Below are 14,480 nucleotides of genomic sequence, written 5' to 3'. Positions count from 1 at the left end.
CCGCCCACCCTATGCTGGCGCAATCTGCCCTTTAATGCATCCCCCGCCCGAAAGGACATGTCGCCGCCACAGCCACGGGAACGTAGACAGGCGGTGTCCCCTTCCCCCCAGGGACGGTTTGCAAAGGAACGACATATGTCCATTTCCCGCATTGCGTTTTCGATCGCGGCCGCGAGCATGACCATCACCGCCGGTACCGCCGCCGCCAAGAACCCCGCAGTCGGCGGCGCGGCCATGTACGAAACGAAGAATATCGTGGAGAATGCCTCCGCCTCGAAGGACCACACGACGCTCGTCGCCGCCGTTAAGGCGGCCGGCCTTGTCGACACGCTCGCGTCGCCGGGACCCTTCACGGTATTCGCGCCGACCAACGCCGCTTTTGGCAAATTGCCGGCAGGCACGGTCGATACCCTGCTGAAGCCCGAGAACAAGGCAACCCTGACCGGCGTGCTCACCTATCATGTCGTTCCCGGCCGTCTTACCGCCGCGGACCTTGCGGCGCAGGCACAGGCCAATGGCGGAAAGGCCGTCCTGACCACCGTCCAAGGTGGAAAGCTCACCATCTGGCAGCAGGACGGCGCCTGGTATGTCGGCGATGCCAAGGGCGGCAAGGCAAAGATCGGCCCTGCTGATGTACTCCAGTCGAACGGCGTGATCCACGTGATCGACGGCGTCCTTATGCCGGGCTGATACAAAAGGCGCGATCGCGCTCGTCGATCGCGCCGTCTCCCGGGCCGGCTCGCGGCTGTTTGCGCCAGCCGGCCACAGGCGCCTGAATGCCTCGATGCGGCCGCGCGGCGTGAATGCCCGGCCGGATTAGGCTATCCTGCCTTCGGCGCCGCCGCCACGGCCTTGCGCCTCCACGGCGCGGTTCGCGCCCGCCACAAGCTGGCCGAGCTAGTCCCATTTTCAAGAACAGCCGCTCGCCAATTTGGTGCGAGCCGGGATTCGCCAATGCGACCTTGACCGCGACCGCTGTGAGTCCCCCCGCGGGATTTACCCCCAGATTATCTCGTCGGAATTGGGGGAAGCACTGTGCGGGGGAAAGCCTATCCTCCCCCACTCCTCCACACACTATGGTCCGGCTGCAAGCGGATTTGCTCGGACGCGAGGGGCGAAGAGGGCATATCGCCCCAGGTTTTCTAGGGTCAGGACTCATTGATCAGAGCCAGCCCGCGCCCGATCGGATAGCGGCCGTCAGTCGCGACCGGATAGCCGCCGAAGCTCGCATTTATGTCCTTCAGAGCATCCCTGCCGAAAATTGCCGGCGGCCCGTAAGGATGAGCCGCCGGTCAAAGTTATGAGCGCGTGCCACACGCTCGGGGAGGATCAGGGAAGCGTCCGGCGACCGCGCCCAAACACGAGAGCAACGACGAACAGCACTGCGGCGATGATCAACAGGATCTTGGCGAACTCCGCCGAAAGGCCGGCGATGCCGCCGAAACCCAGAAGCGCCGCGACGAGCGCGATTACGGCAAAAATGATAGCCCAGCGAAACATGATCTTCTCCTTCTTTCAGGGCGCGATTCCGGATGACCCGATGCGCGCGCCGGGGCAGCGACTGCGCTGCCCCCTTACTTGTTCTGATGGACGGATAACGTTGAATCCCGACGTTTGGTTCCGCCGCCGCGCCGCCGTTCGTCTGTTTCGGGATCATCCTGCCGATAATCGATCTCCGCCCACGAACGTGATGCCATCGATCGACATATCTGACCCACGCTGGGAACCAACGGTTCGCCTGCCGCATATCCCCCCATATGTTTGCCATTGACTCGCTGCTCGTCAAAATCGCCCTCATCGGCATCATCGGCCTCGGTGCGCAGTGGATTGCATGGCGGACGGGTCGCCCTGCGATCGCGCTGATGCTAATCGCGGGGATCATCGCCGGCCCCGTTCTTGGGCTCATCGATCCCGAGCGCGATTTTGGCGCGCTGCGCGAACCGATCATCAAGCTCGCGGTAGCGGTGATCCTGTTCGAGGGCGGTCTCAGCCTCAGGTTCCGCGAGCTGAGACAAGCGGGTACGGCCGTCTTGATGCTCGTCTTCATCGGCGTGCCGCTCGGCTGGGCGCTGGGGACCGCCGCGGCCTATTACGGCGCCGGCCTGCCGCTCGAGCTCGCCGCGCTGTTTGGCGGCGTCATGGTCGTCACCGGCCCCACGGTGATCTCGCCGCTGCTGCGCTCGCTCAACATTCCGCCGCGCGTCAAGCATATGCTCAAATGGGAAGCGATCGTGAACGACCCGATCGGGGCGCTGATCGCGGTCGGCGTCTACGCCTATATCACGCACGGCGGCGGCGCGAGCGCGACCACGGTCGTCGCCGATGTCGTTGCCGCAAGTGCGCTGGCGATCCTAATCGGCATCGCCGCCGGCTTCGCGCTCACCACCGCCTATCTGCGCGGCTGGATTCCCGAATATCTGAAAGCGCCGATCCTCCTGACCTCGGTTATCGCAGTGTTCGTGCTTTCCGACCTCGTGATGCACGAGACTGGGCTCATCACCGTCACCGTGATGGGAGTGGTGATGGCAAACCGCGAAACCTATTCGAGCCACATGCTTCGCCGGTTCAAGGAGGATCTGACCATCCTTCTCGTGTCGGGCGTCTTCATCATCCTGTCGGCGACGCTCGACTGGCAGGTGGTGCAAAACTTCGAGCTGCGTTTCATCCTATTCCTGTTCCTTCTCCTGTTCGTGGTGCGCCCGCTCACGATCATGACCGCGCTGCTCTTCACGCGCATTCCGATCCAGGAAAGGCTGTTTGTCGCATGGATCGCGCCGCGGGGCATCGTCGCGGTGGCCGTGACCGGTTTGTTCGCGCTGCGCCTCACCGACTATGGCGTGCCCGGCGCCGAGGCGCTCGTGCCTCTGGGGTTCGGCGTCGTGATCGTCACCATCTTCGCACACGGCTTCACCGCCGCCGCCGTCGCCCGCTTGCTCGACCTCGACCGCGGTAAGGGCAACGGCGTTCTTCTCGTCGGCGCCAACAGCTGGACGATCGCCTTCGCCGAGTTCATGAAGAGCCAGGACCGCGAAGTGCTGATCGCCGACGAGGACAAGCTCGCGCTCCGGCGCGCGAGGCGCGTCGAGATTCCCGTCCATCATGGCAATATCCTCGACGAGGCACATGAGGACGAGATCGAGCTCGGTCAATATCGCCAGCTGATCGCCGCCACCGGTAGCGACAGCTACAACGCGCTTGTGTGCAGCGAGCTGGCGCCCGAGATCGGGGCCGATCGCGTCAGCCGCACCGGCGGCCAATCGCGCCTCAAGGGCTTGCGCCGAGGCCGCATCTTCACGCTCGCCGGCACCTCGATCGAGGAGCTACTCGACCGCCTTCAGGCAAGCTGGACCTTCGGGCGGACGCGGATCACCGAGAAGTTCACCTATGAGGATTTCGTGGTGCGCATGAAGGCGAATGGCGGCGACAGCCTCGCCGTCGCCAAGGCGTCGGGCGATCTCGTCATCTTCTCGAGCGACCGACGGCCCGCCGTTGAAGTCGACGACGTCATCTGGACCTTCGTCCCACCCGAAGGTCCCGCGAAGCCGGTGTCGTCGCCGATTACCGGCTCGGCGGAGATCGCAGCATGAAAGCCCATTGGAGCGCCCTTGCCGAACGAACCAAGGCTCTAACCAACGCTCTGCCGCGCAAGGTGAAGATCGCGCTTGCTGCCATAAGCGGTCTGCTCCTGTCCGCAGTCCTGCTCCTCGGCGCATTCCCGGTCGGGCTGCTCCGCGGCGCAGCCGAACGCAGTCTGTCGAACCAGTTCGGTGCGGCGGTGGAACTCGGCGCGCTTGAACGCGACGGTCTGCTTTCCTTCACGCCCCTCGTCACCGTGCGCGATCTTCGCATCGGCCAGCCGAAGTGGGCGGGTCCGGGCGACATGGTGAAGGTCGAGCGCGCCAGCGCCCGCGTGTCCATCTTCTCCCTCCTGACGGGTGATGCCACACCGCGCACGCTCGACATCGACGGGCTCGATCTGGCGCTCGTCCGCGATGCAAAGGGCAACAGCAATTGGGGCGGCCCCGCCGACGGGGGGGGCGAAGCGAGCGAACCGCTCCGCATTGCCGAAATCCGCATCCGGAACAGTCGCTTCACGCTGAAGGACAAAAAGCGACGGCTCGATATCGCCGGAACAATCGAGGCCGACGATCGCAAGGGCGTGAGGATCGCGGCAAGCGGCAGTTTCAACGGCGCCGCCGCGACGCTACGGGCCGACGGCGGCGGTCCATCGATCACTGCCACCGGCTGGCCCTTCACCGCCCGCCTGTCTTCCCCCCTCCTCGATGTCCAGGCTACCGGAAGCATGGCCGCGCCGCTCGACGTTTCGGCGATGACAATGAAGATGTCCGCACGCGGAACCAGCCTCAAGGAGCTCGACCATATCATCGAGGCCGGGCTGTTCGGGACGCAGGCGATCGCGCTCGATGGCGATGTCCGCCGCAAGGGCGAAGACTGGTTCATCGACCGGCTGCAGGGCCGCATCGGTCGCTCAACGATCCGCGCCAAAGCGACGGTGGTCAAGCGCAGCGGCCGCACCAGGATCGACGGGACGATCGATGCGCCGGAACTCGACTTCGACGATCTCGCCGACGATGCGGGCCTCGCGGCGGCGCGCGCAAAAGAAGCACGCATCGGCCCGCGCATTATCCCCGACACGCGCATCAATCTTTCGAAGATGGGACCGACGGACGGAACCATCCGCGTCTCGATCGCCCGCCTGCTGATCAAGGGCGGCTCGGTGTTCCGGAGCCTTACTGGAACGCTCAGCCTCGACCGCCGCGTGCTTCGCCTCGACAATGCCGTCGCCGGACTCGAACGCGGAAAAATGACCGGTTGGGTCAAGGTCGATTCTCGACATCCCGTGCCGATCCTCACGACCGAACTTCGCATTGAGGGTGCATCGTTCGACGCTTTCATCGGTCAGCCCGAGGTGATCCGCGGTCCCGTTCGCGGGCTCGTCCGCATCACCGGTCGCGGCGACACCATCCGCGAGGCTTTCGCAGGCGGCAGCGGCACGATCGCCTTTGTCGCTAACGCGGGGGCCATGAATAGCGCTGCCGCCTATGTCATCGGACAGGATCTTGGCGGCGCGATCGGCCAGAAGCTCGGCGACGACGACGAGATGACGCCGATACGCTGCGCGATCCTCGCCTTCAGCGCGAAGGGCGGCAAGCTGACCCCCGCCCCGCTCATCATCGACACCGCAATATCGCGCGCGACGGGCCGCGGCCTGATCAATCTCGACGGCGAGACGGTCGCGCTGTCGATGACCGGCGCGGCCAGCCAGAAGCCCGGCCTCAAGCTGGTCGATCCGCTGAAGGTCGAGGGTACCCTGTCGAAGCCCGAGATCAGCTTCGCACCCGCGGGCAAACGCGGCAAGTCGGGCGGATTGCTCGGCGCGGTCGGGCGCTCGATCGGAACCGCGCTGGGCCTGCGCAAGGACCCCGACGCCGATGCGCCGCGCCCCAAGCCGGGTTCGGTCAATTGCAGAGCGCTTTCGGCGGCAGCGCTCCGATAAGCATTTGGCTGGCGAAGGCCTCAATCGGGTATCGAAGACGCCGCAAAGCTCGCGGCGTCGAGCTCGGTCGCGTTCCATTTGCCGTTGGGAGAATCTCAAAATCTTGCTACAGATACGGCATTGGACGAGAACCAGTGAATGAGCATCCGTCTGACTGAGAGACTGCGCGCTCCCGCTTGCTTCGACGGGATCGCGCCATGCACAAAGACTATTCACACGATCTGATGGCTCCTGGGGCAATGCCGGTTGCGGCGCTCGACGCACTCCCCATTCTAACGATTGTCCCGCCATCGATGGCCGAGCGCATAGAAGCCTTCGACTGGTCGGCGACGCCTCTCGGACCTCGCCATGCCTGGCCGAACGAACTGACGATCATCGTACGCCAAATCCTCGATTCAAGCTTTCCCAAGGCGGTCGTCTGGGGATACGATTTAACGACAATCTATAATGATGCCTTTGTTCCTATTCTTGGCCAGAAGCCCGATGCGCTTGGTCGTGCATGGCCCGATATCTGGTCTGAAGCGTGGGACCATATCCGGGGGTATACCGAGCGCGCGTTTGCGGGCGAGAACACATATATCGAGAATCTGCCGCTGACGATCGAGCGCTCGGGAGCGCCGGAAGAGGCCTGGTTCACCTTCTGCTACAGCCCGCTGCGCCGCGCCGATGGCAGCGTTGCCGGCATGCTCGACACGGTGGTCGAGACGACGGCGATGGTCCGTGCACAGAATGATCTTGCTCTGGTCAATCAGGAGCTCGGCCATCGCCTCAAGAATACGCTCGCGATGGTGCAGGCAATCGCATCGCAGACGTTGCGCGACCATAGCGAAGGGCCAGCGTTGGCTGCCTTCAACGAACGCCTTGCCGCACTCGGCCATGCGCATGACGTGCTGCTCCGCCGCGACTGGACGGGTGCTTCGCTCGCCGAGGTCATCCGCGCCTCCGTCGAACCGCATGATGCGGGCAGCCGCGTCGCGATCGATGGCCCCGACATGCGCATCGGGTCGCGAACAGCCGTGGCGCTCTCGCTGATGCTCCACGAACTTGCCACCAACGCGATTAAATATGGCGCGCTTTCGGTTCCGGAGGGCTCAGTGAGGCTCGGCTGGCGCATTGACGCCGACACGCTGCACTTTCATTGGCACGAAACAGGCGGACCGCCATCGACGCCGACGGAGCGTAAGGGATTTGGCACGCGCCTCATCGATCGGGGGCTCGGCGGACGCAGCAAGGTCGACCGCCATTTTCTGCCGACGGGCCTTACGATCGACATCACAGCGCCGGCCAACGAGCTTGTTAGCTGAGACAGCGAATGGCCGCTTCCGGTCGGACTGCTTCTCGCACGATCTTCGGTAAAGCGGACAGCCAGAGACTTGGGAGGTCTCGAAACGGTCAAAACGGGATGGGCCTTCCATCCCAGCCAAAGAAACCCCCGCTATCCGTCGGCGCTAGCTGGTCAATGACGGCCAGAATGCTTGCCGCACTGTGATCCGCACTAAAGAGCGATGATCCAGCTATTCGCGCCTGAAATGGCTCCGAGAGCGGCGTGTCCACAGTTCCCGGGTGCAGTGCCGCGACGATCGCATCCGGACTGTTGCGGGCGAGTTCTATTGCGAAGCAGCGAACCAAGGCATTGAGTGCCGCCTTGGAGGCCCGGTAGCTATGCCATCCGCCAAGCCTGTTGTCCGCAATCGAACCAACGCGCGCAGAAAGAAATATGGCGACCGCCCGTTGCCTCCGGGCCAGCAGAGGAAGAATATGCTTTGCGACGAGCGCGGGCCCGATGCTGTTGACCGCAAAGACCTCGGCCATCACCGAGGCGTCGAGCTGCCGAAGGCTCTTTTCAGGGCGGATGTCCGTTCCGCGGTGCAGGAGCCCCGTCGCCACGATCACAAGGTCGAGGGCGCCATCCCGGGCGATTTGACGACCTGCCCCGGCAAGCGTGGCGTCGTCCAATATATCGATCGTCAGCCTTGTCACATTGGGATGATGGCACGAATGGGGCCGCCTGTTCCCGGCATAGATGCGGTTAAATCGACCCGATGCGACCAGCCGATCGACAAGCGCGGCGCCGATACCACCGCCGCTCCCGATCACCAATGCCCGCTTGCCGCCCAAATGCCTCTCCTTCCGGCTACTGGACCCACCCAGGTGACGGAACCCTTAAGGGGCGGCGGCAGAATATCCCACGTGTCTCAAAGGGAAGGTAGAGCGGTTGCCTAGAAGCCAGCCTCGACCGCCAGCCGGATCGCGCTGCCTTCAAGATGTCTGAATACCGACTCATCGCAGCTCCTAGAACAACGTTCCAGATACATCGAAGGTTGTTCTAGATCCTCATGCCAGCGAACTCAGCATGGTCTCCTGCGGAAGACCGGCGAACACTGACGCTGGTCCTGCCGCTTGCCGTCGCGTTGCGGGCGTAAAAGCCAACAAGCCCCGCCCTGCTTGTCCACCTTCAGGAACAGTCCGTCGCCGTCCTGATATATGCCAGGATGGCCCATAGCTGTCTTGATCGCCAAAGCCGTCAGCTTCTTCATAGATTAACCCTCATATTTTCCTCCACACTCGGGAGGCTAACTTTGAAGGCCCGAGAAATTTACCCCCACATCCCCCCACACTTCTTGCTGGCTGCGGTGGAAGGAAATGGGATATTGGGAGCCGACCAATACGATTATACGCCAGATTTTCTGGGGCTTTCATCGATTTTAGGAGATGCCCTCGGACCAGAGGGTGGTGGACAGGGCTGGATTCGAACCAGCGTACGGAAACCCGGGCAGATTTACAGTCTGCTGCCTTTAACCACTCGGCCACCTGTCCATTGGGGCCCGCTTTGGGAAGAGGCCCAATGGCGAAACGAGACTTGCCTGTCAATGGCAGTCATGGGAAAGGCGCGGCCATGAGACAATTTTCCCGTCACCGCCGCCCGCAGGGCTCGGGCCAGCGCGGCCAGGCCATCCGTTTCTGGGGACGCCACGCCGTTCTCGCCGCGCTCGCCAACCCGGAGCGCACCGTAAAACGCATCTGGGGCACGCGCGAAGCGTTGGGCCAGCTCGACCTGCCGCCGGTGATTCCGATCAGCTACGCCGACGTCGCCGACCTGGCGCGACTCGTCGCGCGCGATGCCCCGCACCAGGGCCTCGTGATCGAGGTCGATCCGCTCGAAGAAATCTACCTCGGCGACCTGCTCCAGGACGAGGTCGACGCGGGAAGTACGCGGCCGCTCGTCGTCCTCGACCAGGTCACCGACCCGCACAATATCGGTGCGGTGCTGCGCTCGGCCGCCGCTTTCGATGCCGCGGCGATCATCACACAGGATCGTCACAGCCCGCCCGAAAGCGGCGTCATCGCGCGCTCGGCGTCGGGCGCGCTCGAAACCGTACCGTGGGTGCGCGTCGTCAACCTGTCGCGCGCGCTGGAGGAGATCGCCGAGGCGCAATATTGGCGCATCGGGCTGACAGGCGACACCGAAACGACTCTGGGTTCGACGCTCGACGGCAGCAAGGTCGCGCTGGTGCTGGGGTCGGAAGGCGACGGCATGCGCCACAATGTGATGGAGCATTGCGACGTGCTGGCGAAGCTCCCCATCTCGCCGCGGATGGAGAGCCTCAATATCTCGAACGCCGCGGCAATCGCGCTCTACGCGGTCGCGACGTCGGGCCGGTAAGGCTCAGTCCTCGGCGGCGATCCGCACGCGAAGGCCGTCGAGCGCGTCGCTGAACGGAATCTGGCACGACAGGCGCGAATTGTCGTCGCGATCGGTCGTCGAATCGAGCAGGTCGTTCTCGTCCTCGCTCATCGCGGGGATCGCGCTCTTGTCGCCGCCCTCGATGTGCACATGGCACGTCGCGCACGAACAACAACCGCCGCACAGCGCCAGCAGCTCGTCGAAGCCTGCGTCGCGGATATTCTCCATCACGGTCAGGCTGGTGTCGCCCTCGATCTCATGCTCGGTCCCGTCACGCGTCACGACAATCAGCTTGGCCATGCTAGTCCCCATCGGTTTCTTGTCGCAGGCGCTATGTCGTGCGTTGCGCGGCAAATCAAGCGTTGCTATCAGCGGCGGCAAGAACAAATGGAGAATATGCGATGGGCCTCAGCCAGCGGCAACTGAACGCGGGAATCGACGCGCTGGCGGAACGCGACGCCAATTTCGCGCGTGCGCTCGGCCATGCGGGCTATCCCGAACCGCGCATCCGCGAACCGGGATACACGACTCTCCTGCGCACTATCGTCGGCCAGCAGGTGAGTGTCGCGGCGGCGAATTCGATCTGGAACAAGCTCGAGGCCGGGTTCGGCGAAGGATGCCCGGCCGAGGTGATGGCGGCCGCCGAATTCGACGCGCTGCGTGCCTGCGGCCTGTCGGCGCAGAAACAGGGCTATGCGAAAAGCCTCGCACAGCTCGTGATCGACGGCGAACTGAAATTCGACGCCCTGCCCGCCGATGACGAGGAGGCGATCGCATTGCTGACCAAGGTCAAGGGGATCGGCCGCTGGTCGGCCGAAATCTATCTGCTTTTCGCCGAAGGGCGCCCTGACATCTGGCCCGCGGGCGATCTTGCGGTGCAGGAGGCCGTCGGCCGCATCCTCCAGCTCGGCGAGCGACCGGGCGAAAAGGCCGTGCGCGAACTCGCCGAGCCGTGGCGCCCGCACCGCGGCGCCGCGGCGATCTTCAGCTGGCACTGCTACAATATGGATGTGATCTGATCATCTCTTCAAGGACGCCATGGAATGACCACCCGCGACATCGTCACCGCTTACTACGCTGCGTTCAATGCCGGCGATACCGACGCGATGCTCGCGCTCGTCGCCGATGATATGCGTCATGACGTCAACCAGGGCGAACCGCGCCACGGCAAGGCTCTGTTCGCGGAATTCAACGCGCATATGACGCGCTGCTACCGCGAGCAACTCACCGACATGGTGATCTTTGTCGAAGGCAATCGCGCCGCCGCGGAGTTCATCGTGAACGGCACCTATCTCGCTACCGACGAGGGCCTGCCCGAGGCAAATGGCCAGACCTACCGCCTTCCCGGCGGCGCCTTTCTGTCGGTCAACGCCGACGGCCTGATCGACCGCGTGACGACCTATTACAACTTGCAGGACTGGCTGAGGCAGGTCGGCGCGTGACGCTCGCGGTTGCGGCGGTTACGGGCGCGGAATTGGCCGGGGTCATCCCTGCCCTCGCCCGGCTGCGCATCGCGGTATTTCGTGACTTCCCCTATCTCTACGATGGCGATGCGGCCTATGAGGCCGATTACCTCGCTCATTTTGCCGCAGCCGAGGGCGCGGTCGTCGTGGTCGCGCGCGACGGCACGGACATCGTCGGCGCCGCCACTGCCGCGCCGCTTGCCGCGCAGGACCCGGCGTGGCGCGACCCGCTCGCGGCGGCAGGATTCGATATCGGCCGCACCTTTTACTTCGGCGAATCCGTCCTGCTCGGCGAATATCGGGGCGAAGGCATCGGCCACGCCTTCTTCGACCATCGCGAGGCGCAGGCCCGCGCGCACGGCGCATCGCATGCCGCCTTCTGCAGCGTCATCCGCGCCGAAGACCATCCCATGCGCCCCGCCGACCACCGTCCCCTCGACGCCTTCTGGCGCAGCCGCGGCTACGCCCCGCTGGCAGGCGTGACGGCTACCTTCGACTGGAAGACAGTCGGGAGCGCGGAAGAGCAGCCGCACCGGCTGCAATACTGGACGCGCGGGCTTTGACCTTGGACAATGGCCTAACGACGGGTGACAGCTTTCGGCCGGAGGTGGACATTTATCCTCCCTGTGCCGCAGGCATGGGGAGGTGGCAGCGCGAAGCGCTGACGGAGGGGCTTTTGCGCCGCCGTTGCGGCCCCTCCACCACCGCCTGCGGCGGCGGTCCCCCTCCCATTGCTTCGCGACAGGGAGGATAACTCCTTCTTCGTCACCCCGGACTTGATCCGGGGTCCATGACTTCGCCGCCGCCGTGGATCCCGGATCAAGTCCGGGATGACGAAGGTGGGTGGCCAAACGTCCGCTCGCCACCCCAAAACAGCCAGTCGTCCGGCGCTCTACCAGAGAGCTAATAAAAAGGCCGGATGGATCGCTCCACCCGGCCTTTTTCATTCATCAAGTGCGAAGCTTACTCGGCCGGAGCCGCCTTCTTCGCTGCCGGTTTCTTGGCCGGCGCCTTCTTCGCGGCGGCGGGCTTTTCCTCGGCCTCGGCCTTCGGAGCCGCGGCTTTCTTCGCCGGAGCCTTCTTGGCGGGCGCTTCTTCGGCCTTGGCCTCTTCCTTCACCGCTTCCTTCTTGGCGGCCGGCTTCTTCGCGGCCGCCTTCTTGGCGGGCTTGTGATCGTGGTCGTGATGTTCGTGGCCGCAGCCCGGGCCATGAACGTGACCGTCATCATCGGCTTCGATCGCGGCTTCCAGCTCCTCGCGGGTGGTTTCGCGGTCGCTGATCTCGGCCTTCTCGAACAGGAAGTCGACGACCTTGTCCTCATACAGCGGGGCGCGAAGCTGCGCGGCGGCAAGCGCGTCCTGCTGGACATATTCGACGAAACGCTGGCGGTCCTCGGGTCGATACTGCTGCGCCGCCTGCATGATCAGGCGCTGCATTTCCTGGTTCGACACCTGCACGCCGTGCGCCTGGCCGATCTCGGAGAGCAGCAGGCCCAGACGGACGCGGCGCACCGCGATCGCATGATATTCGTCGCGATCCTTTTCGAGTTCGGCCTTCGCCGCCTCGGGATCGGCTTCGTGGCTCGCCTCATGCTCGAGCTGCTGCCAGATCTGGGCGAATTCGGCCTCGACCATCGTCGGCGGCACGTCGAAGTCGTGCGCGGCGGCGAGCTGGTCGAGCAGCTTGCGCTTCATATAGGTGCGCGTCAGGCCATTGAGCTCCTGCTCGACCTGGTCCTTCATCAGCTCTTTCAGCTTGTCGAGGCTTTCGAGGCCCAGCGACTTCGCGAACTCGTCGTCGATCTTCGACGCGGCCGGAACCTTCACTTCCTTGACGGTGATCGCGAATTCGGCGGGCTGGCCCTTCAGATTCTCGACCGGATAATCTTCGGGGAAGGTCACCTTGATCGTCTTTTCGTCGCCAACCTTCGCGCCGACGAGCTGGTCCTCGAAGCCGGGGATGAGCTGGCCCGAGCCGATCTCGACCGCCATGTCCTCGCCCGTGCCGCCGTCGAACGCGACGCCGTCGACGCTGCCCGCGAAGTCGATGATGACCTGGTCGCCGGTCGCGGCCTTCTTCGTCTTCGGAGCTTCCTCGAAGCGCTTCATCTGCGCTGCGAATTCCTCGATCTTCGCCATCACCGCCGCGTCGTCGGCGGGAACGGTCAGACGCTCGAGCTTCAACCCGTCGACCGACGGGGCCGCAATCTCGGGCAGCACCTCGAGCGCAACGGTCAGTTCGGCATCCTTGCCGCGCTCATAGTCGTCGGCGAGCGTCACGCCGGGCTGGATCGCCGGGCGCAGCTTTTCCTTCGCGATCAGGTCCTTGACGCCCTGATCGATCGCCTTGTTGAGCGCATCGGCCGACAGCGCCTCGCCATGCATCTTGCGGATCAGGTTCGGCGGAACCTTGCCGGGGCGGAAGCCGGGCATCCGCACGGTCGGCGCGACAGCCTTCACTTCCTCATCGACGCGCGCGTCGATATCCTTCGCGGTGATGGTCAGGCGATATTCGCGCTTCAGGCCTTCGTTCAGCGTTTCGACGGTCTTCATTGCCTTGGTCTTATCCTTGCTCAAAATCTCGTATCGAACCCCGCCTGACAGACGAAGTTCCCCATTCCCGGCCTGCTGCTCGCGAAGGTGGTGCGGGCGAAGGGACTCGAACCCCCACATCTTGCGATACTGGTACCTAAAACCAGCGCGTCTACCAATTCCGCCACGCCCGCAGGAGCTTTCGGCCGGGGTGCACGACATCGCGCGCTGCCGCGCACGCCCGTGCGGGCCGCGCGGGGCTATAGCAGACACGCGGCCGAGGGCAAGGCCGGAAAGCCCCCTTTTCCGCCCGAATGCGCGAGGCGGAACATGCGCCGCGCCGGTTCGTTGGGGAATCGAGGAGAATCATCATGACGACCGGCGCCGACCCGCTTCCGAAGCCGAAGCCCGATACGATCGAACCACAGGCGCCGCCCGAACAGCCGGTACAGCCGACGCCGCTGGAAGACCCGGCGGGGCAGCCGCAGGAAATCCCCGGCGGGCCCGGTGGCGGCGATGTGGACGAACCGGGACGCGGGCCGAGCGAAGTGCCGCCCGGTCAGATTTGACAGCGCCGACTGCGCGTCAGATTTTCAGCGTATCGAGCAGCTTGTTCACTTTCGCGGCATCGCGGTCGAAATAGTGGATCGAGGGCGCGACGAAGCTGACCAGATGGAGCTGACCCTTTACCACCGCTGCCTTGGCGATCCCCTTGCGCGGAAGCTGGTCGCCCTCGACCGCATAGGTGAAGGTAAAGCGCACCGCATCGTGCCCGCTCATCTTGTCGGGTTCGACCTTGCCGACCTCGAACAGCGACGTCGAGGCGAGCGGCCACTGAAATCCATTCGCCAGCTCTCGCAGGAGCACATGGCTTGCCAATACCCCGGCGCGGAACGCCGTAGAACATCTATTGTAGTCGGCTAGGTTTCATCGAGGCAATGCCGCGCATTCGCCAACGAAGCCAAAATAGCGACAATCATGGGCCGATCAGAAATGCGAGGATCGTCGCCGTCTAAAGAAATCTTGACACTGGAAACACATTTAACAGCGCCAGCGCCCAAATCCGGCGCTGACCATGCAATCTCCAACGACATCTTTCCTTTAGGCTTCGTGGACGCGATTCCCTTCCACGAGGTACAGAGCGAAACATCAAGATTCTGAAGCTCACCCCGCAATTTCCGATCCCCAAGCCAAATCGCCTGCCGCTGCGCCTCCTTTTCTAAGGCGCCCGGCGCGGGCATACGCATCTGAAACGCTCGTATTTTCCCGGCAGGAAGGCAAA

Annotated in this window: 16 protein-coding genes and 2 tRNA genes; 9 read left to right on the top strand and 9 right to left on the bottom strand. The window is 64.0% G+C overall.

The genetic code is table 11. The annotated features are described in order from the left end of the window. Positions 1-177 precede the first annotated feature (177 nt). Positions 178-690, top strand: coding sequence for a fasciclin domain-containing protein (locus QOL68_RS13690; RefSeq protein WP_282949886.1), 513 nt, complete (start codon positions 178-180; stop codon positions 688-690). A 639-nt stretch (positions 691-1,329) separates the two neighbouring features. Here QOL68_RS13690 and QOL68_RS13685 read toward each other — a convergent pair. Beyond that, the gene (locus QOL68_RS13685) at positions 1,330-1,500 is read right to left on the bottom strand and encodes a DUF1328 domain-containing protein (RefSeq protein ID WP_082657742.1); all 171 of its coding nucleotides are present in this window, start codon (positions 1,498-1,500) and stop codon (positions 1,330-1,332) included. Positions 1,501-1,757: 257 nt separating this feature from the next. On the opposite strand from QOL68_RS13685, the gene QOL68_RS13680 reads away from it, so the two are divergent. The 3 genes from QOL68_RS13680 to QOL68_RS13670 all read left to right on the top strand — a co-directional run bounded on the left by QOL68_RS13680 (position 1,758) and on the right by QOL68_RS13670 (position 6,822). Then, on the top strand, positions 1,758-3,587 hold the full coding sequence (locus QOL68_RS13680; protein ID WP_282949887.1) for a cation:proton antiporter: 1,830 nt from the start codon (positions 1,758-1,760) through the stop codon (positions 3,585-3,587). Then, on the top strand, positions 3,584-5,518 hold the full coding sequence (locus QOL68_RS13675) for an AsmA family protein (protein ID WP_282949888.1): 1,935 nt from the start codon (positions 3,584-3,586) through the stop codon (positions 5,516-5,518). The genes QOL68_RS13680 and QOL68_RS13675 overlap by 4 nt, the downstream gene beginning before the upstream one ends. A 293-nt stretch (positions 5,519-5,811) precedes the next feature. Next, the gene (locus tag QOL68_RS13670; protein ID WP_282949889.1) at positions 5,812-6,822 is read left to right on the top strand and encodes a sensor histidine kinase; all 1,011 of its coding nucleotides are present in this window, start codon (positions 5,812-5,814) and stop codon (positions 6,820-6,822) included. Positions 6,823-6,910: 88 nt separating this feature from the next. Here the strand turns inward: QOL68_RS13670 and QOL68_RS13665 are convergent, their stop codons facing one another. From QOL68_RS13665 to QOL68_RS13655, 3 genes are all read right to left on the bottom strand, one after another. Continuing rightward, positions 6,911-7,636, bottom strand: a complete 726-nt coding sequence (locus QOL68_RS13665; protein WP_282949890.1) for an SDR family NAD(P)-dependent oxidoreductase — start codon at positions 7,634-7,636, stop codon at positions 6,911-6,913. A 230-nt stretch (positions 7,637-7,866) separates the two neighbouring features. Next, positions 7,867-8,055, bottom strand: coding sequence for an Arm DNA-binding domain-containing protein (locus tag QOL68_RS13660; RefSeq protein ID WP_282949891.1), 189 nt, complete (start codon positions 8,053-8,055; stop codon positions 7,867-7,869). A gap of 194 nt (positions 8,056-8,249) precedes the next feature. After that, positions 8,250-8,335, bottom strand: a tRNA-Tyr gene (locus QOL68_RS13655). 79 nt (positions 8,336-8,414) lie between these two features. Here QOL68_RS13655 and rlmB point away from each other — a divergent pair. Further along, a complete protein-coding gene (gene rlmB, locus QOL68_RS13650; RefSeq protein WP_204991488.1) occupies positions 8,415-9,182 on the top strand; it encodes a 23S rRNA (guanosine(2251)-2'-O)-methyltransferase RlmB in 768 nt (255 codons plus the stop codon). A gap of 3 nt (positions 9,183-9,185) precedes the next feature. Here rlmB and QOL68_RS13645 read toward each other — a convergent pair whose 3' ends face one another. Then, entirely contained in the window at positions 9,186-9,503 is a 318-nt protein-coding gene (locus QOL68_RS13645) for a 2Fe-2S iron-sulfur cluster-binding protein (protein WP_058455506.1), read from the bottom strand. A gap of 101 nt (positions 9,504-9,604) precedes the next feature. Between QOL68_RS13645 and QOL68_RS13640 the strand changes: the two genes are divergently transcribed. From QOL68_RS13640 to QOL68_RS13630, 3 genes are read left to right on the top strand one after another with little or no spacing between them, the layout of a single operon-like run. Further along, positions 9,605-10,222, top strand: a complete 618-nt coding sequence (locus QOL68_RS13640) for a DNA-3-methyladenine glycosylase family protein (RefSeq protein WP_058455507.1) — start codon at positions 9,605-9,607, stop codon at positions 10,220-10,222. Between the two features lie 24 nt (positions 10,223-10,246). Next, positions 10,247-10,645 carry a ketosteroid isomerase-related protein gene (locus QOL68_RS13635; protein WP_058455508.1) on the top strand — a complete coding sequence of 133 codons (399 nt, stop codon included), beginning with the start codon at positions 10,247-10,249 and terminating at the stop codon, positions 10,643-10,645. Next, complete coding sequence (locus QOL68_RS13630; RefSeq protein ID WP_282949892.1) at positions 10,642-11,229, top strand: GNAT family N-acetyltransferase; 588 nt, start codon at positions 10,642-10,644, stop codon at positions 11,227-11,229. Before QOL68_RS13635 ends, QOL68_RS13630 begins: the two co-directional genes overlap by 4 nt. 400 nt (positions 11,230-11,629) lie before the next feature. Here QOL68_RS13630 and tig read toward each other — a convergent pair whose 3' ends face one another. Continuing rightward, on the bottom strand, positions 11,630-13,219 hold the full coding sequence (tig, locus tag QOL68_RS13625; protein ID WP_282949893.1) for a trigger factor: 1,590 nt from the start codon (positions 13,217-13,219) through the stop codon (positions 11,630-11,632). Between the two features lie 88 nt (positions 13,220-13,307). Then, positions 13,308-13,392, bottom strand: a tRNA-Leu gene (locus QOL68_RS13620). Between the two features lie 177 nt (positions 13,393-13,569). Here QOL68_RS13620 and QOL68_RS13615 point away from each other — a divergent pair. Beyond that, a complete protein-coding gene (locus tag QOL68_RS13615) occupies positions 13,570-13,767 on the top strand; it encodes a hypothetical protein (protein ID WP_058455510.1) in 198 nt (65 codons plus the stop codon). A 16-nt stretch (positions 13,768-13,783) separates the two neighbouring features. Here the strand turns inward: QOL68_RS13615 and QOL68_RS13610 are convergent, their stop codons facing one another. Next, the gene (locus QOL68_RS13610; RefSeq protein WP_282949894.1) at positions 13,784-14,065 is read right to left on the bottom strand and encodes a hypothetical protein; all 282 of its coding nucleotides are present in this window, start codon (positions 14,063-14,065) and stop codon (positions 13,784-13,786) included. Positions 14,066-14,118: 53 nt separating this feature from the next. Next, positions 14,119-14,480, bottom strand: a 362-nt coding sequence (locus QOL68_RS13605; protein ID WP_282949895.1) for a hypothetical protein, incomplete at its 5' end; no start/stop codon positions are given.

Origin of the sequence: Sphingopyxis sp. Geo25 (assembly GCF_949769135.1) — a bacterium.
GTDB lineage: Bacteria > Pseudomonadota > Alphaproteobacteria > Sphingomonadales > Sphingomonadaceae > Sphingopyxis.
This window is presented reverse-complemented; position numbering and strand designations above follow the sequence as displayed.

What these genes read in the sequence shown, in the direction of transcription:
- QOL68_RS13690 (WP_282949886.1), top strand. Translation starts at nt 178, where the DNA reads ATGACCATCACCGCCGGTACCGCCGCCGCCAAGAACCCCGCAGTCGGC.
- QOL68_RS13685 (WP_082657742.1), bottom strand. Translation starts at nt 1,500, where the DNA reads ATGTTTCGCTGGGCTATCATTTTTGCCGTAATCGCGCTCGTCGCGGCG.
- QOL68_RS13680 (WP_282949887.1), top strand. Translation starts at nt 1,758, where the DNA reads ATGTTTGCCATTGACTCGCTGCTCGTCAAAATCGCCCTCATCGGCATC.
- QOL68_RS13675 (WP_282949888.1), top strand. Translation starts at nt 3,584, where the DNA reads ATGAAAGCCCATTGGAGCGCCCTTGCCGAACGAACCAAGGCTCTAACC.
- QOL68_RS13670 (WP_282949889.1), top strand. Translation starts at nt 5,812, where the DNA reads ATGGCCGAGCGCATAGAAGCCTTCGACTGGTCGGCGACGCCTCTCGGA.
- QOL68_RS13660 (WP_282949891.1), bottom strand. Translation starts at nt 8,055, where the DNA reads ATGAAGAAGCTGACGGCTTTGGCGATCAAGACAGCTATGGGCCATCCT.
- rlmB (WP_204991488.1), top strand. Translation starts at nt 8,415, where the DNA reads ATGAGACAATTTTCCCGTCACCGCCGCCCGCAGGGCTCGGGCCAGCGC.
- QOL68_RS13645 (WP_058455506.1), bottom strand. Translation starts at nt 9,503, where the DNA reads ATGGCCAAGCTGATTGTCGTGACGCGTGACGGGACCGAGCATGAGATC.
- QOL68_RS13640 (WP_058455507.1), top strand. Translation starts at nt 9,605, where the DNA reads ATGGGCCTCAGCCAGCGGCAACTGAACGCGGGAATCGACGCGCTGGCG.
- QOL68_RS13635 (WP_058455508.1), top strand. Translation starts at nt 10,247, where the DNA reads ATGACCACCCGCGACATCGTCACCGCTTACTACGCTGCGTTCAATGCC.
- tig (WP_282949893.1), bottom strand. Translation starts at nt 13,219, where the DNA reads ATGAAGACCGTCGAAACGCTGAACGAAGGCCTGAAGCGCGAATATCGC.
- QOL68_RS13615 (WP_058455510.1), top strand. Translation starts at nt 13,570, where the DNA reads ATGACGACCGGCGCCGACCCGCTTCCGAAGCCGAAGCCCGATACGATC.